The organism is Stenotrophomonas sp. 3(2025) (assembly GCF_052665395.1).
Genome location: NZ_JBQOIF010000011.1, coordinates 58,301 through 81,707, shown reverse-complemented (window position 1 = coordinate 81,707; position 23,407 = coordinate 58,301). Strand labels below are relative to the sequence as shown.

The following is a 23,407-nucleotide window of genomic DNA, read 5'->3' as shown; positions in this document are numbered from 1 at the left end:
AGGCCGGGATGGCCTTTGCGCCGCATTCTGGGAGCTGTTCTCGGCACCGACTGCGATGGATGTCGCAGTGATCGCCGGTTCGTAGCATTCCTAGCGGTGACGCCAGGCAAAAAAAGGCCCCGTGCGGGGCCTCTTTTCTTACTTCTTTTCCAGTCGCGCGTTGCGCTGGCCGGTGGCGGCGGACTTCTCGCCGGCAAACGGGTTCAGCTTGCGGATCATCCACGGGTACTTCGGCCACTTGCCTTCCAGCCACGGGTGATCCGGCTGGTTCAGCTGCAGGACGCGGCGGGCGTCGTCGGCCAGGGTCTTGTTGCCCAGGTGGGTGTAGGAATCGGCCAGCACCGCCACGGCATCGTTCTGGAATGCGCTCTGCGGGTAGTTCTCCAGCAGGTAGTTGGCGCGGCCGGCAGCCGATACCCAGGCGCCGCGACGCACGTAGTACAGGGCGTTGTCGAGCTCGTGCTGGGCGAATACGTCACGCAGCACCAGCATGCGCTGGCGCGCATCGGCGGCGTAGCGGCTGTTGGGATAGCGGTCGACCACGATGTTGAAGTCTGAATACGCCTGGTGCGGCGTGGACAGATCGCGGCGGCTTGCGTCCAGGGACCATACGCGACGCAGGAAAACCGTATTGCGGTTGGAGTTGGCCAGGCCGCGCAGGTAGTACAGGTACGCGATGTTGCGGTGCGTCGGGTAGGTACGGATGAAGCGGTCGATGCTGGACACCGCGTCATCGTGCTTGCCGGCCTTGTACTGGGCATAGGCCGATTCGATCATCGCCTGCTCGGTGTACGGGCCGTAGGGATACTGTGCCACCAGGCGACGGAAGCTGGCTTCAGCGCCGCTCCAGTTGCCGCCTTGCATCAGCTTGTGGCTCTTTTCGTAGAGCTGTTCGACCGGGGTGCCTTCATCAGGGCGGTCGCCCTTGGTGCCGCGGTTGCAGCCAGTGGCGACGATGACCAGCACCAGCAGGAGGGCGGTCAGGCGGACGGGCGCGGAGAGCAGGACGGAGCGTCGGATCATGGGGTCAATGCGGGACGCGGCTGGAATACGAAGGGTCGATGATAGCCTAGTGTCCTGTCCAGCGACTGAAACCGGTTCGCCGGGACCCCAAAATTTCAAAGATGCCCCCCTGCCATGTCTGAACAACCCTCCGAATCGGCCCGCCAGGCCATTGTCCCCGACACCTCCGCCGGCCGCCGTTTCGACGCGGTCGTGGCCGAGCTGTTCCCCGAATACTCCCGTTCCCGCCTGACCGAGTGGATCAAGGCTGGCGACGTCCTGCTGGACGGCGCGCAGGCACGCCCGCGCGACGCACTGCGCGGCGGCGAGGTGGTCACCCTGCAGGCGGTGCTGGAAACCCAGACCAGCGCCGAGCCGGAAGACATCCCGCTGGACGTGCTGTTCGAGGACGAGCACCTGCTGGTGATCAACAAGCCGGTCGGCCTGGTCGTGCACCCCGGTGCCGGCAACCACAGTGGCACCCTGGTCAATGCGCTGCTGTACCGCGACCCATCGGTGGCGGTGCTGCCGCGCGCGGGCATCGTGCATCGCCTGGACAAGGACACCAGCGGCGTGATGGTCGTGGCCCGCACGCTGGAAGCGCAGACCGCACTGGTCGAGCAGCTGGCCGCCCGTGACGTGCACCGCCAGTACCTGGCCGTGGTGATGGGCGCGCTGGTGGCCGGTGGTACCGCAGATGCGCCGATCGATCGCCACCCGCGCGACCGCCTGAAGATGGGCGTGCGCGAGGATGGCAAGGAAGCGGTGACCCATTACCGCCTGCGCGAGCGCTTCCGTGCGCATACCGCGCTGGAATGCCGCCTGGAAACCGGGCGTACCCACCAGATCCGCGTGCACATGGCGCACCTGCGCCACCCGATCGTGGGCGATCAGCTGTACGGTGGGGCGCTGAAGCTGCCCAAGGGTGCCAGCGACGAGCTGGTGGCCGCGCTGCGCGGCTTCAAGCGCCAGGCCCTGCATGCAGAGACCCTGGAGTTCGTGCATCCGATCAGTGGTGAGCCGGTGCGCAACACCGCGCCGGCGCCGGCCGACATGCTGCACCTGATGAAGGTGCTGCGCGAAGACAGCGCGGCCTTCGCCGAGCGCGAGCGGGACCGCTGGTAATGACTACCGCGCTGCCGATGCTGCAGGCTGATTGGCCAGCGCCCCCGGGCGTGCATGCACTGACCACGCGCCGGCATGGCGCGGGTATCTCGCCAGCGCCATTTGCCCAGTTCAACCTGGGCAACCGGCACGCGGCCGACGGTGACACCCCGGCCAACGTCGAACACAACCGGCAGCTGCTGCAGCAGGGCCTGGCACTGCCATCGGCACCGCATTGGCTGCGCCAGGTGCACAGCAGCACCGTGTTGCGTTTCGGCGCGCCGCCGGTGGAGGGCGCCAGCGAACCGGTGGCCGATGCCGCGGTGACCTCGGTGCCCGGCGTGGTGCTGGCGATCCTCACCGCGGACTGCCTGCCGGTGGTGTTCGCCGCTGCCGATGGCCGCGAGGTGGGCGCCGCCCATGCCGGTTGGCGTGGCCTGGCCGACGGCATGCTGGAGGCCACCGTGGCCGCCATGCAGACGCCACCGGCGCAGCTGCGCGCGTGGCTGGGCCCGGCGGCGGGACCGGCCGACTACGAGATCGGCGAAGAGGTGTACCACGCCTTCGTCGGCCACGACGCAGCCGCTGCGGCGGCCTTCGTGGCGACCCGCCCCGGTCACTGGAGAGTGGATCTGTTCGCGCTGGCGCGCCAGCGCCTGCAGGCCGCGGGCATGGCGCTGGGCAACATCCACGGCGGCACGGTCTCGACCATGGCCGATGCGGATCTGTACTCGCACCGTCGCGACCGCCGCACCGGCCGGATGGCGACGCTGGTGTGGATGGACTGATGCGGGGGGATCGCGCTGCGGGGGTAGAACCTGGCGGCGTGATCGTCTTCGATGGCGTCTGCGCGTTGTGCAGTCGCTGGGTGCGTTTCCTGCTGCGGTTCGACCGGCAGGAACGCTTTCGCTTCGCGGCGATGCAGGGCGCGCGGGGCAGCGCGATGTTGCGCGCGCACGGCCTTGACGCGCACGACCCGACCTCGTTCCTGCTGTTGGACGGGCAGGGCGCGTGGACCGATACCGATGCGATCCTGCGCGTTCTGGACGCACTGGGTGGTGGCTGGCGCCTGGCTGCCGTACTGCGCGTGCTGCCACGCCGCTGGCGCGATGGCGCCTACCGCGTACTGGCACGCAACCGCTATCGCTGGTTCGGGCGCCATGACGCCTGCTTCCTGCCCACCCCGGAACAAGCCGCGCGGTTCCTCGATTAAGCGCCGCCGGGCGTGGCCCGGCGCTACCCCGTGCCCAGATCAAGGTAGCGCCGGGCCATGCCCGGCGTGGGCGGTCAACCTTCCAGGGCTTCGAGGTAGCTGCGGCGCCAGTGGTTGATGTCGTAGGTGCGCAGGTGGTCCATCATCGCGTGCCAGCGTTCCTTGCGCCGGTGCAGCGACATCGTCGCCGCGGTGGCGATGGCATCGGCCACGCCGTCCAGATCATGCGGATTGACCAGCAGCGCCTGCTTCATTTCATCGGCGGCGCCGGCCAGCAGGGACAGCACCAGCACGCCGGGATCTTCCGGATCCTGCGAAGCCACGTATTCCTTGGCGACCAGGTTCATGCCATCGCGCAACGGGGTGACCAGGCCGACAGCGGCGGCACGGTAGAAGCCGGTCAGCGTGGCGTGGGTGAAGTTCTGGTTGACGTAGCGCAGCGGTGTCCAATCCGGCTCGGCATGGCCACCATTGATGTGGCCGGCGATCTGCTCCAGCTGGCTGCGCAGTTGCCGGTATTCGGTGACATCGCCGCGCGAGACCGGTGCGATCTGCAGGTAGGTGAGCGAGCCACGCTGGTCTGGATGGCGCTGCAGGTAGCGTTCGAAGCCGAGGAACCGTTCGGGCAGGCCCTTGGAATAGTCCAGTCGATCCACGCCGATGGCGAGCTGGCGGTCGCGCAGGCTGCTGCGCAGGTTCTTCACGGCCGCCTTGCTGGCTGCGGTGCTGGCCTGGCGGGCGATCAGCTCGGTGTCGATGCCGATGGGGAATGCCGCGGCACGGAAGTGACGTCCGCCGGGTGCTTCGAGCTTGCCGTTTTCCAGTACCCGGCCACCGCCGAACAGGCGCAGGTAGGTCTGGAAGCGATCGGCATCGCGCTGGGTCTGGAAGCCGACCAGGTCATAGGCATACAGCGCCGAGAACAGCCGCAGATGGTCGGGCATGGCCTGCAGCAGGTCGGCCGAGGGCATCGGGATGTGCAGGAAGAAGCCGATGCGGCAGCCGATGCCGCGCTCGCGCAGCATCGCGCCGAGCGGAATGAGGTGATAGTCGTGGATCCAGACGATGTCGTCTTCGCGCAGCAGCGGCGCCAGCTTGTCGGCGAACAGTGCATTGACCCTGTGGTAGGTCTCGCGGGTGCCACGGTCGTAGTCGACCAGGTCCAGGCGGAAGTGCAGCAGTGGCCACAGCGTGCGGTTGGCGAAGCCGTTGTAGTAACCGTCCACATCGCGCTTGGCCAGGTCCATGGTGACGTACTGGATGTCACCATCGCGCTGCTCGTGCAGCGCGCCACTGGCCTCGCGCACGCTCTTGCCACTCCAGCCGAACCACAATCCGCCGCGTTCCTTCAGTGCCGCCAGCAGGCCCACGGCTAGGCCACCGGCGCGGTTCTCGCCGGGCACAGCCACGCGGTTGGAGACGATGACAAGACGGCTCATGAGGCCTCCTGCCAGGAACGCGACAGGCGCATGGCCGCAGTGATCAGGCCGACATGCGAGTAGGTCTGCGGGAAGTTGCCCCAGGCTTCACCACCGTCGAACGCCAGGTCTTCCGACAGCAGGCCAAGATGATTGCGTTGCTGCAACAGTGATTCGAACATGTCGCGCGCCTCGTCCATGCGGCCGATCGCAGCGAGCGCATCGATGTACCAGAACGTGCAGATGGTGAAGCTGGTTTCCGGTTCGCCGAAATCATCCGGGGCGATATAGCGGTACAGCGCGTTGCCGTGCTTGAGGTCGCGGCCGATGGCGTCGACAGTGGCGACGAAGCGTGCGTCGTTGGCGTCGATGAAGCCGATGTCGGCCAGCAGCAGCAACGAGGCATCCAGGCGGTGGCCATCGAAGGTATCGGTGAAGTGGCCGAGTTCCTCGCTCCAGGCTTTTTCCATGATGCGTGCGTGGATGGTGTCGGCACGCTCGCGCCAGTACTGCGCGCGGTCATCACGCTTCAGGCGCACGGCGATCTTGCACAGGCGATCGCACGCCGCCCAGCACATCGCGCTGGTGTAGGTATGCACTTCGGTGCGGCCGCGGAATTCCCACAGGCCGGCATCGGGCACGTCGTGCAGTGCGAACGCCTGTTCACCCAGCGGTTCGAGCCGGGCAAAGGTGTGGCTGTCACCGGGGTCCTGCAGGCGACGGTCGAAGAACAGCTGGGTGGAGGCCAGCACCACGCTGCCGTATACATCGTGCTGGCGCTGTACCCAGGCCAGGTTGCCGCGCCGCACCGGGCCCATCCCGCGGTAGCCGGACAGGCTGGGCACTTCGTCCTCGTCCAGCTTGGCTTCGAAGCCGATGCCATACAGCGGCTGCAGGGTGCCGTCGGTGGTGGCCAGGTTGAAGATGTAGCCGAGGAACTGCTCCATCGTGCGGGTGGCGCCCAGACGGTTCAACGCGCGCACCACGAAGGCGGCATCGCGCAGCCAGCAGTAGCGGTAGTCCCAGTTGCGCACGCTGCCGGGCGCTTCCGGGATCGAGGTGGTCATCGCCGCGATGATCGCGCCGCTGTCCTCGTACTGGCAGAGTTTGAGGGTGATCGCACTGCGGATCACCGCGTCCTGCCATTCCAGCGGGATGGACAGGTACCGCACCCATTCGCGCCAGTAGTCGCGGGTGCGCTGGAACGCTTCCTGCACGTAGCCGCTGATGGAGCGGTTGAGCGATTCATCCACACCCAGGATCAGGTGGATGGGATGGTTGAGCACGAACGGCAGGCCATCACGCACGAAGCGCACAGGCACGTCGGTAGTCAGGCGCAGCACATGCTCGGGCAGGATCCAGCGCACGTGGTTGCTGCCCCAGGTGGACTCGGGTACGCGTGCGCCCCAGTCGGCCAGTGGCCGCGCACGGATCACGATGCGCGGGCTGCCGGACAACGGGCGCACCTGTCGGATCAGGCTGACCGGCCGGTAGAAACGATCGTTCTGGCGCCAGCGCGGGGCGAAATCGAGGATTTCCAGCGCGCCGCCATGTGCATCGCGCAGCACGGTGCGCAGGATCGCGGTGTTGGTCAGGTATTCCTGTTCGCTGCCGGCGAAATCCTCCAGTTCGATGGCGAAGTCGCCGCCGGTCTGCTGATTGGGGCTGAGCAGGGCACAGAAGGTCGGGTCGCCGTCGAAGGTCGGCAGGCAACTCCAGACAACACGGGCGTGCTTGTCGATAAGGGCGCCGAAGCTGCCGTTGCCGACCACGCCCAGATCAAGATCGGGTTGGGTCATCACGCGGTACATCTCGGTTGCGGCCGTGGGGGCCGGGGTCAATACGCATTCTCACGCAGCCAGGCGTGCACGCTGCGTATGTCGGGCAGGGCGAACACTGCTGCACTGGGTTCACGTTCGCCGATCAACACGCTCCAGCCATGCAGGCCATTGGCCGCATCGAAGCCGAATTCATCGGTCAGGTCATCGCCGAGGAACACCGGCAGACGCCCACGGAACGGCAGGTACTGCATCAGCCGACGTACCGCGCGTCCCTTGTCGGTGCCGACCGGAACGAATTCAACGACATGATCGCCCGGTTGCAGGCGATAGCTGGCGCGGCCGCGGATATGCCGGTCGGCGAACGCGCGTACATCGCTGGCGGCATCGGGGGCGCCGCGCCAGTGCAGGGCCAGGCCTACGCCCTTGTTCTCGACCAGTACGCCGGGATGTCCATGGGCGAAACGCATGGCCTGTTGATGAAGCGCATGCAGCCAGTCGGCGGTGTCGTCACCATGCTCATCGCGTATCACGTGCCCGTCCTGCGCACGCAGTTCGTGGCCATGCAGGCCCGCAGCGGGAAGCTTGAGCGGCGCGAACAACTGGTCCAGCTGTTCAAGCGGGCGACCACTGACCAGTGCCACGGCACCTTCCAGCCGATCGCTGATGCGGCCGATGGCTTCACGCACATCGGGGAGAAGCTGCACGGCGTCGGGGCGTGCAGCGAATTCGATCAGGGTGCCATCCACATCGAGGAACAACGCGCAGGCATCGTCCAGCAATGGAGGTGGCGGACGCAGGGGGAGCGGTTCAGCCATGGCGACCACCATGCCAGTGGCGGCGTGTACGCCGGGTCGAGGCCAGGCTACGGCGGGTGCGGACCAACGGTCCGCACCCACCCGGTGGGTGCCGGCGCACCCACCCGCAGTGATCCATCGCGTCCCGGTGGGTGCCGACAGTGATCCATCGCGTCCCGGTGGGTGCCGACCGTTGGTCGGCATGCTGTGCGGACCAACGGTCCGCACCCACCCAAGGCAATCACACCCAGAGCAATCAGAACGTGTAGCGCACGCGACCGTAGTAGTACGCACCGTTGCTGCCGATCGGCGACAGCACGTCGTAGGGCAGGTTGCCGAAGTAGTGGATGTCCTCGTTGGAGCGATCCGGGTAGTTGTCGGTCAGGTTCTGCCCACCGATGGCCACGCTCCACTGCGGGGTGATGCGGTATTCCACTTCCGCATCCAGCTGCCACTCGGCCTGGTAGGTCTGGCGCGGAATGTAGCCATCACCGAAGTTGAATACGCGGGTCGCGCTGCCGTAGCGGTTCACCCGGCTGCTCAGCGACCAGCGGTCGTTGCTCCAAGCGGCTGAGAAACTGCCACGGGTGCGCGGGGTGGCGTCGGTCAGCGTATTGGTCTCTTCGATGCCGAACAGCACGTAGTCCGGGTCCAGCGCCTGCAACTCCGCCGGTGTGGCCAGCACGTTCTTCAGCGTGGTCTTGGCGTAGGCGTAGGTGCCGGTCAACAGCAGCTGGCCATCGCCCAGCGACTGCCGCCAGTTGCTCACCAGCTCGGCGCCGCGGGTGCGCGTGTCGGCGGCGTTGACGAAGAAGCTGGCGCTCTGCAGGCCGCCGACGCCGTAGTTGGTGGCCACGTAATCGGTCAGCCCATCGCCGGTGATGCTCTCGGACAGCGCGATGCGGTCGTCGATGTCGATCTGGAAGAAGTCCAGCGACAGGTCGAAGTGCTCGCCGATGCGGCTGGTGAAGCCGAGCGAGGTGTTCAGCGACTTCTCCGGCTTCAGGTCCTGCGCACCCAGGCCACGGGCGATGGGGTTGTTGACCGAGAGCAGGCGGCCCTGCACCAGCTGGCCGCCGGCGTTGTAACCGGTGGAGGTGGATTCGTAGCCGATCTGCGCCAGTGACGGTGCGCGGAAATTGTTGGAGATCGCGCCGCGCAGGGCGAATGCCGGGGTGAACTCGTAGCGCAGTCCGAGCTTGCCGGTCAGTTCGCCGCCGAAGTCATCGCTGTGCTCGTAGCGCGCGGCCAGGTCGGTGGAGAATTTTTCGCCGAACTGGCTGGACAGGCTGGCGTAGGCACTGGCCACATCGCGTGACAGGGTCGCCGCATCCTGCGGAGTCAGGCCACCGCCTGCCTGCGAGCCGGTCGGGCGATCGGTGTAAGTGCCGGCGGCGTAGCTGGCCGGGTCGCCTGGACGGGTCTGGTAGCGTTCGTGGCGGGCTTCGGCGCCCAGGCCCAGGGTGTGGCTGATGCTGTCGCTCTGCGAGAACACGCGGCTCAGGTCGACGTTGCCTACGGTCTGCGCGTACTCGTAGTCGGCCGTCTTGAAGCGGGTCGGACTGGTCGGGCCCAGCGAGGCATTCAGCGAATCGCGCAGACGATAGGTGAAGTCGTTCTGGCCGTAATCCAGGCTGCCGTCATAGCTCCATTCGCCCCACTGCCCACGGATACCGGCGACCGCCTGCACGTCGCGGTTCTCGCCTTCGGAGATCGGCCGGTAGCCATTGGGGTAGACCTCCTTCCAGTTGGCATCGCCATCGGGATAGCGGAAGTAGTTCGCGCCTTCGGTATCACGCTGGTTGAAGGTGCCGAACGCATAGAACGTCGCGGTCTTGCCCACCGGAATCTCGGTGTTCAGCCACAGATTGATGTCCTTGCTGGCGCCATCGCCGAGCACGTAGTTGCGCTTGCCCTGCAGGGCAAGATTGGCCTCGGTCTGGTCCCACGGCGGAATCTGGTCGAAGCCGGCGCGGTTGGTGCCGTTGCGCTTCTTGTATTCCAGGCCGACGCGCAGGAAGCCGCCGTCTTCGCCCAGCGAGGTGCCGACCTTGGCACTGAGGTTGCCCGTCTGGCCGTCGGTGAGGGTGCGGCCGATCGGCTTGAGGTCGGTGTGGTTGGCGCCGTAGCTGGCTTCGATCTCGCCGCCGTCGCCGCCGTTGTCGAGGATCACGTTGATCACGCCGGCCACGGCATCGGAGCCATACAGCGCACCGGCGCCATCACGCAGTACTTCGATGCGCTTGATGGCGCTGACCGGGATTGCGTTGAAGTCGACCGGGGTGGTGCCCTTGCCGATCTTGCTGTCGGTGTTGACCAGCGCGGTGTGGTGGCGGCGCTTGCCGTTGACCAGCACCAGCACCTGGTCCGGCGACAGCCCGCGCAGCTGCGCGGCGCGCACGTGGTCGGCGCCGCCGGAGTTGGACTGGCGGGGGAAGTTGAACGAGGGCAGCAGGGCCTGCAGGGCGCTGCCCAGCTCGCCGTTGACCACGCCGGCCTTGCGGATGTCCTCGGCGGTCAGCACGTCCACCGGCGAGGTGGATTCAAGCACGGTGCGGTCGGCGGCGCGGGTGCCGGTGACGATCACCGTGTCCAGGTTGGTGGCGGCGTCCTGGGCCGAAGCCAGGGCGGGGGACAGGGCGAGCGCGATGGCGAGGCCGAGCGGCGACGCGGACAGGCGGGGGGACATGCGGGCTCCAGCAGCAACGACGTGGGGAAGGGGGGGGGATAGTTTCACTTACATCCATCCGGATGAAGCGATATATTATCTTGGCGTGAGGAGGCGGTGCGATGCAAGTCCCGGCTCCCATTGCATCACTTCATGCCCTGCCGGCATGAGGGCATTGGTTGCAGCCGCAACCGAGGCGCAGGTGTACCCTCCGTGCCCCTTCGTCGTGCTTTTTCCCCTTCCCGGAGTGCTGTTCCCGATGAAACACCTTGGCCTTGTCTTCGCCGTGCTGCTGGCCACCAGTGGCTGTGCCAGCCTGTCCTCCAAGGCGCCCAGCGCCTATGCCACCACCGCCGACCTGCAGGGCGACGCCGCGCGTCCGTCCAGCGGCCATGGCTGGGTGCGCAGCGAGCTTTATTTCGGCGTGGGCGAAGAGCAGGGCGCCGGTGACCGCCCGCAGGCCGACACCATCAGCGATGCGCAGTGGCGCGCGTTCCTGGACAAGGAAGTGACGTCGCGCTTCCCGGACGGCCTGACCGTGTTCGATGCCTACGGCCAGTGGCTGTTCCGTGGCGATGCCTCCCCGAACCGCCTGCGCACCAAGGTGCTGGTGGTGCTGCACGAGGACAGCCCGCAGCGCCGCGCCGACATCGAAGCGATCCGTCTGGCGTGGAAGCAGCAGACCAAACACCAGTCGGTACTGTGGTCGCGGCAGGCGGTTGACGTATCGTTCTGACCTGGACGCGCCACTGTGGCGCTGCAGGGAATGACGATGACACCCAGGGATGTGCTGATGACGGTGATGCTGGCCAGTCTGTTGGCGCCGGCGGCACAGGCGCAGGACAAGGACCGGGGCCCGCTGCGGTTTTCGCCGGCAGCGGGCGTGCAGGCGGCGGTAGAGGTACAGGAGGACGGCATGCTTGCCGTGCTCCTGCAGCCGGCAGGGAAGCGGCAGCGCCTGCCTGGCGCGCCGGACGCCGAGGGACATTCGCGCCTGGGCGCAGAGGATCTCGATTTCGACGGGCGTCCCGAGCTGGTTGCGCGCGCGGCGGTGGGCATGGTCAATGAGGCCGTTGCGGTCTATCGCTTCGACGTGGGCAGCGGTGAGTTCCGCGCACTGAAGGCGGTGACCCATGGACACGACCAGTGCGGTGACCTGATGGGCCTTACCGCCGACGCCGCCACGCGCACGCTGACCGCCAGCTGCCGCAGTGGGCCGATGTGGTACAGCGACGTGTATCGCTTCAATGGCCAGCAGCTCTATCTGTACCGCGGTGAGAGCGTGCTGATGCTGGGCGATACGCTGAACCGTGCGTTGCACTGGGAAGAGACCGAGAACCAGGGGCCACTGGCGGTGTGGCGCACCTACGATCCCTCCGGCAAGGTGCTGGAAAGCGCCATCGGCGACGGGCTCGGCGCACCAGCAAGCGGTGCGCCGCTGGTGGGGCTGATGGCGAGCGTGCTGCCTGCGCGCCTGTTCCTGTTCGATCATCCCGGTGCGTCCAGCACGCAGCGCTACCTGGTGCAGGGTGATCGCGTGGAGATGCTGGATGAGCAGGATGGCTGGGTGCAGGTGCGCTACCGCAACCCGAAGCGCGGCGCGGTGACGGGGTGGATCAACGTCAACGATTGACGGCAGCCCTGCCCGGAGTTTGCACGACAAGGCGATCGGCCTCTTGCCCACGGAAGCATCACTTCACCGGGACTAGCCTCGGGGTTCCCCCTTGCAAGGTTGTAGTCCCATGAGCAAGCGCGTTGCCGAGATCGTCGTCGATACCCTGCAGCAGGCGGGCGTCCGCCGTTGTTATGGCATCGTCGGCGACACCCTGAACCATGTCACCGACGCACTGCATCGCAGTGAGATCGAGTGGGTGCATGTCCGCCATGAAGAGGTCGCGGCGTTCGCGGCCGGTGCCGATTCATTGATCAGCGGCCAGCTGACCGCCTGCGCGGGTTCGTGCGGTCCTGGTGGTCTGCACTTCATCAACGGCATCTTCGAGAGCAACCGCAACCGCGCGCCGATGGTGCTGATCGCCAGCCAGGTGGTCACCAGCGAACTGGGCATGGAGTTCCCGCAGGAAGTGGATTTCAAGGCGGTGTACGGCAGCTGCACCGTGTTCTGCGAGCAGGTGCACAGCCCGGCCCAGGCACGGCGCGTGGTGGCGCTGGCCTGCCAGGCGGCGATCAGCCGCCGCGGTGTGGCGGTGGTGATCCTGCCGGCCGACATCAGCGAAGCGGAAGTGAAGCACGATGTGCCGTTCTCGGTGCATTACACCCAGCCGGTGCTGCGCCCCTCCGAGGCCGAGCTGCAGCACATCGCCGAACTGCTGGGGCAGGGCAAGCGTATCGGCATCTATGCCGGCGCCGGTTGCCAGGGGGCACATGCGCAGCTGCTGGAACTGGCGCGGCGCCTGCAGGCACCGGTGGCGCACACATCGCGCGCGAAGGACTTCGTCGAACCGGACAACCCGTACAACATGGGCATGACCGGAGTCTTCGGCATCGAGTCCGGGTTCCACACGTTGATGGAGTGCGACACGCTGCTGCTGCTCGGCGCGGATTTCGCCTGGGGCCAGTTCTATCCGGACAAGGCCACGATCATCCAGGTCGACCGCGACGGCAGCCACCTCGGTCGCCGCCATCCGGTGAACCTGGGCGTGGTCGGTGATATCGCACCGACACTGGACGCGCTGCTGCCGATGCTGCCCCCGCGCGAAGACAGCAGTTTCCTGGACGAATGCATCGAGCACCGCGACAAGGCGCTGAAGAAGCGCGAGCAGGAGGAGCAGCCGGGTGAGGGCGAGCTGATCCATCCGCAGCACCTGACCGCGCTGCTGTCGAAGTACGCTACCGACGATGCGCTGTTCACCGCGGATGGTGGCTCGCCGATGGTGTGGGTGCTGCGGCACATCCGGGTGAACGGCCGGCGCCGCACGCTGACCAGCCTGCTGCACGGCACGATGGCCAACGCGATGCCGCAGGCGCTGGGTCTGCAGAAGGCCTTCCCGGGGCGGCAGGTGATTTCGTTGTCCGGCGATGGTGGGTTGGCGATGTTGCTGGGCGACCTGCTGACCGCGGTGCAGGAGAATCTTCCGATCAAGGTGGTGGTGTTCAACAACGGCTCGCTGAATTTCGTCGAGCTGGAGCAGAAGGTGGAGGGGCTGCTGGACAACTACACCGACCTGAAGAATCCGGATTTCGGCCGGTTGGCCGAGGTGATCGGCTTCCATGGCCGCACGGTGACCCGCAGCGAGGACCTGGAAGAAGCGGTGCAGGATTTCCTGGCCCAGCGTGGGCCGGCGCTGCTGGATGTACATACCAGTCGCGCGGAGCTGGTGATGCCGCCGCAGATCGAGGCCAAGCAGGTGGCGGGCACGGCGTTGTATGCGGCCAAGGCGGTACTGAGCGGTCGCATCGACGACGTGAAGCATCTGCTGGTGGACAACTTCCTGAAGAAGTAAGAGGTTGGGTTTGATGCAGGGCTGAGCCCTGCACCCGCCGAGGCCAGAGCAACAGCCGAAGCAACAGCAACAGCGGGAATTCCGTGGGATGGCGGGGTGGGTCCGGCTGCGGGGGACGCCGTAAACCCCCAGACCGGCCCAGCCGCTGGCGGCTGTGCGTTCGGGCGCTTGCGAAGCAGTGCTTCGCAAGCAAAGCGCCCTCACCCTTGGGGGCTTGGCCGCGGCATCCATGCCGCGGACACCCCCGCAACCGGACCCACCCCGCCTTCGACAGATTTCCGCGATCTGTTGGAATGGCATGGCCTGTTGCTAGTGGGACCTTGGTCGACACAGTAGATCCACGCCATGCGTGGATGTCTGTCGGTAGTGCCGGCCGCTGGCCGGCAACCACGCAGATGCCTGCGATCCGGCGCCTGAGAGCGCAGCGACCGGCTTCTGCTTTTGATCTTTTGATTCTCTTCCGTGGCTGGCGCCCGCAGGAAACTGTCCGTGGCCGGGCGGGGTGGGCTGCGCAGGACCGTTGGCGCCATGGATGGCGCCATCGAGCCCCCATGGACGGGTTTACGGCGTGTCCTGCGCAGCCCACCCCGCACGACCCACTCCGATAGCCTGCTTTCAGCGACCAACCACGAGGGGCTCCGCCGTTGGCTGGAACCCATCATTCCACTCGGGAATTGGCGCGCCGGCCCCGCTGGGCCTACCATCGGCGGTCCCCACCCCCACCGCCCCTTCCATGCCCGCTCCCGCTTCCACCGCGCCGCGCCGCTGGTTCGTCGCTGGCGACTTCAATGGCTTCTTCGGCCTGGTCGTCGACAACCTCTCCATTCTCGGCTTCATCGCCATGGCCCTGGTCGGGATGTTCCAGTTCCCCGCCGACGTGGTCTTTGGCCGCATGTTCCCCGGCACCGCCCTGGGCGTGCTGGTCGGCAACCTGCTGTACACCCTGATGGCACGGCGCCTGGCCGCGCGTACCGGGCGCGACGACGTCACCGCCATGCCGCTGGGCCTGGATGCACCGACCAGCATCGGCATGGCGCTGCTGGTGCTGGGCCCGGCCTTCCTGGCCTTCAAGCAGCAGGGCCTGGACCCGCATGCCGCCGCCATCGCCACCTGGCAGTTGGGCATGGCGTCGCTGGTCATCATGGGCGTGCTCAAGCTGATCCTGTCCTTCTTCGGTGAAGCGGTGACCCGCGCGCTGCCGCGCGCTGCGCTGCTGGGTTCCATCGCAGGCATCGCACTGGTGCTGATGGGCCTGCTGCCGTTGCTGGAAACCCTGCGCTCGCCGCTGGTGGGCTTCACAACGCTCGGCCTGCTGCTGTACGTGCTGATCGCCAAGGGCAAGCTGCCGCTGCGCGGCCCCGGTGTGCTGCTGGCCTTCGTGTTCGGCACCGTGCTGTATTACGGGCTCGGCCTGGCCGGCCTGGGTGTGCCCGGCTTCCAGATTCCGGCCTGGGTGCCGCCGCAGGTGGTATTGCCGCTGCCGACGCTGGGCTTCATCGAGGGCCTGCCGACCGCGATGACCTACCTGCCGCTGCTGTTGCCGTTCGGCCTGCTGATGGTGGTCGGTGGCATCAACGTATCCGAGAGCGCGCGCGCGGCCGGCGATGACTACCGCACCCGCGACATCCTGCTGGTGGAGGCGGTGGCCACGCTTGTGGCCGGCGTCTGCGGTGGCGTTGCGCAGACCACCCCGTACATCGGCCAGCCGGCCTACAAGCACATGGGCGCGCGCAGCGGCTACACGCTGCTGACCGGCCTGTTCGTCGGCATCGGCGGCATGCTCGGCATCATTTCCGGGCTGGTGCAGTGGCTGCCGCTGGCGGTACTGGCGCCGATCATCGTGTACGTGTCGATCGACATCACCACCCAGGCGTTCCAGGCCACCCCGCGGCAGCATGCCGGTGCGATGGTGCTGGGCTTCCTGCCGTCGGCGGCCTACCTGCTGGCGATCAAGGCGCCGGGCTGGATTCCGGCCGAGCAGATGGGCGCGCTGCTGACCCACGTCGATGGCCATGGCCTGCCGGAGCTGGCGGTGATCTTCGCGCTGGGCAACGGCTTCATCATCACCTCGATGCTGTGGATCGCCACCGTCGCAGCGATGGTCGATGGCCGTCTGCGTCGCGCCTGCGGCTTCCTGCTGGTGGCTGCGGTGCTCACCCTGTTCGGCCTGATCCATTCGGTGGATCCGCGCGGCGGCATCTACCTGCCGTGGGATCTGCAGGGCCTGGCCCGCGTCATCAGCTGGCAGTTCGCCGGCGCATACGTGGCGTTGGCCATCCTGCTGGGGCTGCTGTCGCTGCAGAAGCAGGCGGTGAAGCCACTGGCTGAAAACGCCCATTGACCGGTAGCGCCGGGCCATGCCCGGCGTTGGGTTGCGCTGCCGCAGGGATTGGCCCGGGCGCTACTTCCCGCTATCCAGTTCCGGGTAATGCCGGAAGATGCCGTTGGTGTTGAAGGGCAGCCGCCGCTCCGAAGCGAGATAGGCGGCGATGCCGGGCCGTTGTTGCACCCGGTCCTTCAGCGCGCGCAGCAGTGGCAACGTCGGCCACAGCGCCTGCATGCGGCGTGGAAACATATAGTCCAGCCCGCTCAGCAACTGGAACAGCGACAGGTCCACGTAGGAGTGTTCGCGCAGCGGGTGGCGACCGCCATTGGCCTTCAGCACCTGCTCGAAGTAGCCGAGGAATTTCGGCAGGCGCTCATCGCGCAGCGCTGCCGCGCGCGCCTTGGCCTCGGTCTTCTGGTCTTCGTAGTACTTCGACGCGGCGATCGGATGGTGGGTGTCGTGCACTTCGGCCACCAGATCGGCGATGGTCAGCTGCAACTGCAGCGCCTGCATGCGCCGCGAGGCGGCCTGCGGAACCAGATCCAGCGTCGGGCCGAGGAAATCGAGAATGGCCGCGACCTGTGCGATGACCTGTCGCCCCGCCTTCAGGAACGGTGGCGCGAAAGGTTGCGCACCTTCGCTGTGGCCATCGAGGAACGGCTGCATCACCGCGTCGCCGTGCACTCGCGCCATGTCCACGTAATCGGCGCCGGTATCTTCCAGCGCCAGCCGCACGAATTCGCCACGGCCCTGGATGCCGGTCCAGTAGTACAGCGCGTATTGCATGCAGGCTTCTCCACCCAACAGGGGCAACAGGGTCGCGCGTATCGCGCAAAGCAGGCGTGAACCACAACGGCAGTGGAATGAGTGGGGAACCCCGCCGAATCAGGGGAGTCACACCTTGTCCATGCAGGTGAAAAGCGAGGTTCTGCATCATGCAGAGTGGAAAAGCGGTCTGGCCCTGGGTTCTGGGCGTGGTGGTGGTGGGCGGCGCGGGCACGTGGTTGTTCCGCGACCAGTTGCAGCACCTGGCAGATGCCGTAGCGGTGCTGGAGCAATCCGCGCCGACCTCGGCCGTCGCCGCACCGAAGGCCGCTGCTACGCAGCAACCCGCGCCCTCTCCGATCAAGCATCCGCTGGATTCGGAGGCCGCCGCCGACCCTGCGCTGCCGAACCTGGCCGACAGCGATGCCGCCGCCTGGAGCGCAGTGAGCGAACTGTTCAAGGGCGAGGGTGCGTTGAGTGCGCTGCTGCGCGATCACCTGATCCAGCGCCTGGTCACCCAGGTCGACAACCTGGACAAGGCCAGTGTGCCGCCTGCCGCGTTGGCCTTCAGGCCGCTACCGGGCAGCCTGCAGGTGGAGCCGGGCGAGGGCGGCGAACGCATCGCTGCGGCCAATGCGACGCGCTATGCGCCCTATGTGCAGGCCTTCACGGCGCTCGATCCGGCGGCGGCGGGCCAGGCGTACAAGCGCTTCTATCCGTTGATCCAGCAGGCCTACGTCGATCTGGGCCGTCCTGACGGGTATTTCAATGATCGCCTGGTAACGGTGATCGACCACCTGCTGGACACCCCGGAGCTGGCCCAAGCGCCACTGCTGCAGCGCGATGAGCGCGGCCGCTACCGCTTCGCCGATGCCACCCTGCAGTCGCGCTCGATCGGGCAGAAGGCCTTGCTGCGCATGGACGTAGCGCAGGTGCGGGCGGTCAAGCAGCAGCTACGGGCGATCCGGGCCACGATCACCCGGTGAGCTCCCATCGTGCGGATCTGATCCGGATCAACGCGCCGACAACACCGCTTCCGGCATGCTGGCCACGGGCTGACTGGCCTTCGAATGCAGTCGCAGCCACCCTTGAAACCGGGTGGGGCAACCGCATCTTTCCAGCATCGCCGGCGCGGGCCGGCCAAGATGACCGATGAGGTTTCGCAATGCGAATGGACAAGCTCACCTCGCGTTTCCAGCAGGCGCTGGCAGACGCGCAGTCGCTGGCGGTAGGCCGCGACAACAGCATCATCGAACCGGTGCACGTGTTCAGTGCCCTGCTGGACCAGCAGGGGGGCAGCACCCGGCCGTTGCTGGCCCAGGCCGGCGTCAACGTGCCGGTGCTGCGCGAGCGCCTGGACGAGGCGCTTGAAGCGCTGCCGAAGGTGTCCGGCCAGGCCGGCAACCTGTCGATCGGCAACGACCTCAACCGCCTGCTCAACCACACCGACAAGCTGGCCCAGCAGAACGGTGATGCCTTCATCGCCAGCGAGTGGTTCGTGCTGGCCGCACTGGAAGACGGCGGCACGCTGGGCATGGCCATGCGCGCTGCCGGTGCCGACAAGGCGCGCCTGCAGACCGCCATCGACAAGCTGCGTGGTGGCGAGAACGTGCAGTCGGAGAACGCCGAAGAGCAGCGGCAGGCGCTGGAGAAATACACCATCGACCTGACCGCACGCGCCGAGAGCGGCAAGCTCGACCCGGTGATCGGTCGCGACGAAGAAATCCGCCGCACCATCCAGGTGCTGCAGCGTCGCACCAAGAACAATCCGGTGCTGATCGGCGAACCCGGCGTGGGCAAGACCGCGATCGTCGAAGGCCTGGCCCAGCGCATCATCAATGACGAAGTGCCTGAAGGCCTGCGCGGCAAGCGCGTGCTGTCGCTGGACATGGGCGCGCTGATCGCCGGTGCGAAGTTCCGCGGTGAATTCGAAGAGCGCCTGAAGGGCGTGCTCAACGATCTGGCCAAGAGCGAAGGGCAGATCATCCTGTTCATCGACGAGCTGCACACCATGGTTGGCGCGGGCAAGGCCGACGGTGCGATGGATGCCGGCAACATGCTCAAGCCGGCACTGGCGCGCGGTGAACTGCATTGCGTCGGTGCGACCACGCTGGACGAGTACCGCAAGTACATCGAGAAGGATGCCGCGCTGGAGCGCCGCTTCCAGAAAGTGTTCGTGGGCGAGCCGACGGTGGAGGACACCATCGCGATCCTGCGCGGCCTGAAGGAAAAGTACGCAGTGCACCACGGGGTGGAGATCACCGACCCGGCCATCGTCGCTGCCGCCACCCTGTCCAACCGCTACATCACCGACCGCCAGCTGCCGGACAAGGCCATCGACCTGATGGACGAGGCCGCTTCACGGCTGCGCATGGAGATCGATTCCAAGCCGGAGGAACTGGACCGGCTGGAGCGTCGCCTGATCCAGCTGAAGATCCAGCGCGAGATGCTGAAGAAGGAAAAGGACGACGCTTCGCGGCAGCGCCTGGCCGATCTGGAAAAAGATATCGATGCGCTGGAGCGCGAGTTCTCCGATCTCAACGAAGTCTGGAAGTCGGAGAAGGCCGCGCTGCAGGGCACGACGAAGATCAAGGAACAGGTCGAGCAGGCCAAGGTTGAACTGGAGTCGGCCCAGCGCCGGCAGGATTTCGCGCGCATGAGCGAGATCCAGTATGGCGTGCTGCCGCAGCTGGAAAAGCAGCTGGCCGCCGCCCAGGAAGTGGAGAACCACGACTTCAAGCTGGTGCAGGACCGTGTCACCGACGAGGAGATCGCCGAGGTCGTCTCGCGCTGGACCGGCATCCCGGTCAACAAGATGCTCGAAGGCGAGCGTGACAAGCTGCTGCGCATGGAAGAGGTGCTGCACAACCGCGTGGTCGGCCAGGAAGAGGCGATCAAGGTGGTGTCCGACGCGGTGCGTCGTTCGCGCGCTGGCTTGTCCGATCCGAATCGACCGGGGGGATCGTTCCTGTTCCTGGGCCCGACCGGCGTGGGCAAGACCGAATTGTGCAAGTCGCTGGCCGAGTTCCTGTTCGACAGCGCCGACGCGATGATCCGCATCGACATGAGCGAGTTCATGGAGAAGCACAGCGTCGCACGCCTGATCGGTGCGCCCCCCGGCTACGTGGGCTATGAGGAAGGCGGTTACCTCACCGAGGCTGTGCGCCGTCGCCCGTATTCGCTGATCCTGCTGGACGAGGTGGAAAAGGCGCATCCGGATGTGTTCAACATCCTGCTGCAGGTACTGGACGACGGTCGCCTGACCGATGGCCAGGGCCGCACTGTGGACTTCCGCAATACCGTCATCGTGATGACCTCCAACCTGGGCTCGCACCAGATCCAGGACATGAGTGGCGATGACACGCCGGAAGCCTACACGCAGATGAAGGCGGCGGTGATGGGCGTGGTGCAGGCGCACTTCCGTCCGGAGTTCATCAACCGGTTGGATGACATCGTGGTGTTCCATCCGCTGGACAAGCAGCAGATCAAGCAGATCGCGCGCATCCAGATGCGTGGCCTGGAAAAGCGCCTGGCCGAGCGTGGCCTGAAGCTGGTGGTGTCCGATGCAGCGTTCGATCTGCTCGGCAACGTCGGCTTCGATCCGGTCTACGGCGCGCGTCCGCTGAAGCGTGCGATCCAGGCACAGCTGGAAAACCCGCTGGCGCAGAAAATCCTGTCCGGTGCGTTCGTCAACGGCGATACCATCGAAGTGGGCAACGACGGCGGCCACCTGGTGTTCGCCAAGGCCTGATGCGTGCAACGGGGCGCTGCATGGTCGCAGCGCCCCGTCTCTTTGCCAGCGCGAACGTCGGTGTCCGGCGTTCGCCGGCCATGCTCAGAACCGGTGCGTATACCCGGTCATCAACCCGAACTGGTTGGCCTTCTGCACGATCGGGCTGTCGGCGGCGTCGCCGAGCAGGCGGGTGCCTTCCACGGCGATGTACCAGTTGCCGTTGCGACCAGCACGATGGCTCCATTTCATGCCCAGCCCGGCGCTGACCAGGCCGGCCTTGGGCTTGTGCTGGGCGAACCCGGTGCGAGCGGCCTGGTCGGGGCTGACGCCGTACCAGGTCTGCATATAGCCGCGGTTGCCGTAGTCGGTGGAGACGCTGCCGCTGACCACGCCACCGGCCAGATCGAACAGCGGCATCTCCAGGTTCAGGTGGATCTGCTGGGTGGCAAGGCCGTTGTCGCCCTTGTCTTCGTCTTTCAGCGTGTACTGCCAGGAACCACTCAACACCGCCTCACCCAGCGTATAGCCAGCCGCCAGGCCGACCAGGGGCCGGGTATCGATATCGCCCATGCCACGCAGGAAGTCCGAGCCGCCGAGGATCGAGTTCTTCTCGCGTCGGCTGCCGCTGCCGCCGACGTAGGCACGCACGCGGGTGTGTTCGCCGATCGCCGTGCCCCAACCCGCACCGCTGGTACCCAGAAACCAGCCGCCCGGCGAAGTCACGTCGAACGACAGCGTCGGTGCGGCCTGGAATTCCTCGCTGCCGCTGTAGCGCGGGGCAACGCCGCCACCGGCGGCAAGCTCGAAGGTCCATTGATCCTCCTTGGCATGCGCTGTGGACGTTGCGAACAAGGGCAGCAGGGCCAGGCCGAGCAGGGTGGGGAAACGGCGACGGTGGGACATGGCAACTCTCTACAGTGGGAGGAAATGCAGTGCGCGCATCCGGCGCGTGCTGCTGGGTCGACAGCGTGGCGGGATGCCACCGACCAATCCGTCCGCAGTTGTGCGGGAGTTGTAAGCAACTGTAAGCGCGGCCCGTGGCGTTCAGCTGGCAGCCAGTGGCCAGTGCATTTCCAGGCGTGCACCGCCCAGGGTCGCGCGTCCCACGCGCAGCTCGCCGTGGTGACGAACCGCGATGCGCCCGGCGATGGCCAGGCCAAGACCAAAGCCGCCGGTGTCGCGGCTGCGGCTGTCATCCAGGCGGGTGAACGGGCGCAACACCTTCTCGCGATCGCCTTCGGCAATGCCGGGGCCATCGTCATCCACGCGCAGGCAGGCCTTGCCGGCCACGCTGACCAGTGACACCTCCACACGGGTGCGTGCATAGCGCATCGCGTTGCCGACCAGGTTGCTCAGGGCCAGCTGCAGCAGGCGTGGCTCGGCATCCACGCGTGGCAGCGCGCTGGGCCAGACCTGCAGCACCAGGCCCGCGCGCTCGGCATCGCGCCGTGCGTCTTCCATGCAGGCCTGCAGCCAGTCGTTCGCCTCGATCCGCTGCATGGGCTCGGCGTCGTTGGGATGCTCCAGACGCTCATAGGCCAGCAGTTCGCTGACCAACCGGTTGAGCTCGGCCAGATCACCATGCAGGCCGGCAGCGAGGTGTGCCCGCCGCGCCGGGTCGTTGCTGTCCTGCATCAGATCCAGGCCGAAGGCCAGGCGTGCGATCGGCGTGCGCAGCTCGTGGGAAATGGCATGGGTAAGATCGCGCTGCCGTTGCACCAGTTCGGCCACGCGCGCGGCCATGCGGTTGGAATGCTCGACGATGACCCGGATCTGCGAGCGTGGCGATACCTGCGCACGTGCCTGCAGGTCGCCGGCACCGATGCGATCGGCATGACCCCGCAGCGCTTCCAGGTCGCGCCACAGCAGGCGTACCCAGGCATACAGGCAGGCGCCGACCAGCAGCAGGATGCACAGGTAGGCGGCGGCGGTCATGTACAGGGTCATCTGCACCTCGCCGGGAAGGCGCAGCTGCAGCCAGCGTCCGTCAGCCCCCTCGATGGGCAGCAGCACCTGCTGGTAGCGCTCACGGACGATGAAGCCGTCCCCGCGCAGGGCACTGCGCTCTTGGTCATCGAGCTCGGGCGGTGTATCCAGCAGTGACAGCGCAATGCCGTAATGCGGCTGCCACTGCAGCAGGCGCTGCTGTTGCTGCTGTCGGTCCAGGCCGGCCAGTCCGCTGCGCAGCGCATACACCTGCCCGCGCACCTGTTCGACGAAGACACGTTCCTGCAGGGGCGTGTAGATGCGGTCCAGCAGATGGTTGAGGCTGAACACCGACACCAGCAGGCAGCCGCCGGTGACGAACCACAACCACAGGAACAGGCGCTTCACGCCGACCAGGCCGAGGGGTTGAACTGGTAACCGCGGCCCCACACGGTCTTGATCCGGCGCGGTTCGCGCGCGTCATCGCCCAGCTTGCGGCGCAGCTTGCCGATGCAGACATCCACGCTGCGGTCCAGGCCATCGAAACCGATGCCGCGCGCCGCCTGCAGGATCTGGTCGCGCGAGAGGATCTGCCCGGGCTGGCTGGCCAGCAGCCAGAGGATCTCGAATTCGGTCGTGCCCAGTTCCACCGGCTGCCCATGCAGGTGAACCTCGCGCTGCACGCGATCGATCAGCAGTTCGCCATGCATCAGCCTGCACGGCACGCCGGCAGGGCCGCTGCCATGGCGACGGCGCAGCAGCGCACGCAGGCGCGCCAGCAGCAGGCGTGGCTCGATCGGCTTGTGGACATAGTCATCGGCGCCGGACTCCAGGCCCAGCACCTGTTCGATATCGTCCTCGCACGCGGTCAGCATCAGGATCGGCACGTCGGAAAAACTGCGGATCTGCCGGCACACGTCGATGCCACCAAGGCCAGGCAGCATCAGGTCCAGCACCACCAGTTCCGGCGCGTGCTGGCGGCAGGCCGCGCTGGCCAGGTCGCCACGCGGCACGTGCTGCACGGCAAATCCATGTTCGCTCAGGTAGTCGCTGACCAGCTCGGCCAGGCGGCGGTCGTCTTCGACCAGCAGCACCTGGGTCGGGTTGCCGGCGGCGGGGGTCCACGGGGAGGGCTGCATCGGTAGGGCATCCTTGTCCGGGGCGAAGGGCCCGGCGGCGAAGCCTAGCAACGGCCCATGGCGACTGCCTGAATCCC

General features: G+C 66.8%; 18 protein-coding genes. 9 read left to right on the top strand and 9 right to left on the bottom strand.

The genetic code is table 11. The features are described 5' to 3' along the window. Positions 1-138: 138 nt before the first annotated feature. A complete protein-coding gene (locus tag ACUXVE_RS10565) occupies positions 139-1,023 on the bottom strand; it encodes an outer membrane protein assembly factor BamD (RefSeq protein WP_093818749.1) in 885 nt (294 codons plus the stop codon). A gap of 114 nt (positions 1,024-1,137) precedes the next feature. Between ACUXVE_RS10565 and rluD the strand changes: the two genes are divergently transcribed. The 3 genes from rluD to ACUXVE_RS10550 are packed head-to-tail and all read left to right on the top strand — an operon-like array spanning position 1,138 to position 3,319. Further along, positions 1,138-2,127 carry a 23S rRNA pseudouridine(1911/1915/1917) synthase RluD gene (gene rluD, locus ACUXVE_RS10560; RefSeq protein ID WP_093818748.1) on the top strand — a complete coding sequence of 330 codons (990 nt, stop codon included), beginning with the start codon at positions 1,138-1,140 and terminating at the stop codon, positions 2,125-2,127. Further along, entirely contained in the window at positions 2,127-2,894 is a 768-nt protein-coding gene (gene pgeF / locus ACUXVE_RS10555; protein ID WP_093818747.1) for a peptidoglycan editing factor PgeF, read from the top strand. The genes rluD and pgeF overlap by 1 nt, the downstream gene beginning before the upstream one ends. Beyond that, positions 2,894-3,319, top strand: a complete 426-nt coding sequence (locus tag ACUXVE_RS10550) for a thiol-disulfide oxidoreductase DCC family protein (RefSeq protein WP_222388480.1) — start codon at positions 2,894-2,896, stop codon at positions 3,317-3,319. The genes pgeF and ACUXVE_RS10550 overlap by 1 nt, the downstream gene beginning before the upstream one ends. Before the next feature lie 74 nt (positions 3,320-3,393). Here the strand turns inward: ACUXVE_RS10550 and otsA are convergent, their stop codons facing one another. From otsA to ACUXVE_RS10530, 4 genes are all read right to left on the bottom strand, one after another. Next, a complete protein-coding gene (otsA, locus tag ACUXVE_RS10545; RefSeq protein WP_093818745.1) occupies positions 3,394-4,758 on the bottom strand; it encodes an alpha,alpha-trehalose-phosphate synthase (UDP-forming) in 1,365 nt (454 codons plus the stop codon). Next, positions 4,755-6,536, bottom strand: a complete 1,782-nt coding sequence (locus ACUXVE_RS10540) for a glycoside hydrolase family 15 protein (RefSeq protein WP_093818793.1) — start codon at positions 6,534-6,536, stop codon at positions 4,755-4,757. The genes otsA and ACUXVE_RS10540 overlap by 4 nt, the downstream gene beginning before the upstream one ends. A gap of 38 nt (positions 6,537-6,574) precedes the next feature. Continuing rightward, positions 6,575-7,333 (bottom strand): trehalose-phosphatase, encoded by a 759-nt coding sequence (gene otsB / locus ACUXVE_RS10535; RefSeq protein ID WP_222388481.1) that lies wholly within the window; start codon positions 7,331-7,333, stop codon positions 6,575-6,577. A 235-nt stretch (positions 7,334-7,568) separates the two neighbouring features. Beyond that, positions 7,569-10,001, bottom strand: a complete 2,433-nt coding sequence (locus tag ACUXVE_RS10530) for a TonB-dependent receptor plug domain-containing protein (RefSeq protein ID WP_445514365.1) — start codon at positions 9,999-10,001, stop codon at positions 7,569-7,571. A 238-nt stretch (positions 10,002-10,239) separates the two neighbouring features. Between ACUXVE_RS10530 and ACUXVE_RS10525 the strand changes: the two genes are divergently transcribed. The 4 genes from ACUXVE_RS10525 to ACUXVE_RS10510 all read left to right on the top strand — a co-directional run bounded on the left by ACUXVE_RS10525 (position 10,240) and on the right by ACUXVE_RS10510 (position 15,782). After that, positions 10,240-10,716 (top strand): DUF3574 domain-containing protein, encoded by a 477-nt coding sequence (locus ACUXVE_RS10525; RefSeq protein ID WP_222388483.1) that lies wholly within the window; start codon positions 10,240-10,242, stop codon positions 10,714-10,716. A 36-nt stretch (positions 10,717-10,752) separates the two neighbouring features. Next, complete coding sequence (locus ACUXVE_RS10520) at positions 10,753-11,613, top strand: SH3 domain-containing protein (protein ID WP_445514364.1); 861 nt, start codon at positions 10,753-10,755, stop codon at positions 11,611-11,613. 109 nt (positions 11,614-11,722) lie between these two features. After that, on the top strand, positions 11,723-13,441 hold the full coding sequence (locus tag ACUXVE_RS10515) for a thiamine pyrophosphate-dependent enzyme (protein ID WP_025874311.1): 1,719 nt from the start codon (positions 11,723-11,725) through the stop codon (positions 13,439-13,441). A 733-nt stretch (positions 13,442-14,174) separates the two neighbouring features. Next, on the top strand, positions 14,175-15,782 hold the full coding sequence (locus ACUXVE_RS10510) for a hypothetical protein (protein WP_222388485.1): 1,608 nt from the start codon (positions 14,175-14,177) through the stop codon (positions 15,780-15,782). A gap of 60 nt (positions 15,783-15,842) precedes the next feature. Here the strand turns inward: ACUXVE_RS10510 and ACUXVE_RS10505 are convergent, their stop codons facing one another. Continuing rightward, on the bottom strand, positions 15,843-16,553 hold the full coding sequence (locus ACUXVE_RS10505) for a glutathione S-transferase (protein WP_222388486.1): 711 nt from the start codon (positions 16,551-16,553) through the stop codon (positions 15,843-15,845). A 149-nt stretch (positions 16,554-16,702) separates the two neighbouring features. Here ACUXVE_RS10505 and ACUXVE_RS10500 point away from each other — a divergent pair, with 149 nt between their 5' ends. Together ACUXVE_RS10500 and clpB are read left to right on the top strand one after the other, a co-directional pair. Continuing rightward, on the top strand, positions 16,703-17,518 hold the full coding sequence (locus ACUXVE_RS10500) for a DUF3014 domain-containing protein (RefSeq protein WP_445514363.1): 816 nt from the start codon (positions 16,703-16,705) through the stop codon (positions 17,516-17,518). 179 nt (positions 17,519-17,697) lie between these two features. Beyond that, on the top strand, positions 17,698-20,283 hold the full coding sequence (gene clpB, locus ACUXVE_RS10495; RefSeq protein WP_442252334.1) for an ATP-dependent chaperone ClpB: 2,586 nt from the start codon (positions 17,698-17,700) through the stop codon (positions 20,281-20,283). Positions 20,284-20,367: 84 nt separating this feature from the next. Here clpB and ACUXVE_RS10490 read toward each other — a convergent pair whose 3' ends face one another. From ACUXVE_RS10490 to ACUXVE_RS10480, 3 genes are all read right to left on the bottom strand, one after another. Beyond that, complete coding sequence (locus tag ACUXVE_RS10490; protein WP_154880984.1) at positions 20,368-21,168, bottom strand: MipA/OmpV family protein; 801 nt, start codon at positions 21,166-21,168, stop codon at positions 20,368-20,370. A gap of 141 nt (positions 21,169-21,309) precedes the next feature. Further along, positions 21,310-22,599 carry an ATP-binding protein gene (locus ACUXVE_RS10485; RefSeq protein ID WP_445514362.1) on the bottom strand — a complete coding sequence of 430 codons (1,290 nt, stop codon included), beginning with the start codon at positions 22,597-22,599 and terminating at the stop codon, positions 21,310-21,312. Further along, on the bottom strand, positions 22,596-23,330 hold the full coding sequence (locus ACUXVE_RS10480) for a response regulator transcription factor (RefSeq protein ID WP_025874693.1): 735 nt from the start codon (positions 23,328-23,330) through the stop codon (positions 22,596-22,598). Before ACUXVE_RS10480 ends, ACUXVE_RS10485 begins: the two co-directional genes overlap by 4 nt. Between the last annotated feature and the right edge of the window lie 77 nt (positions 23,331-23,407).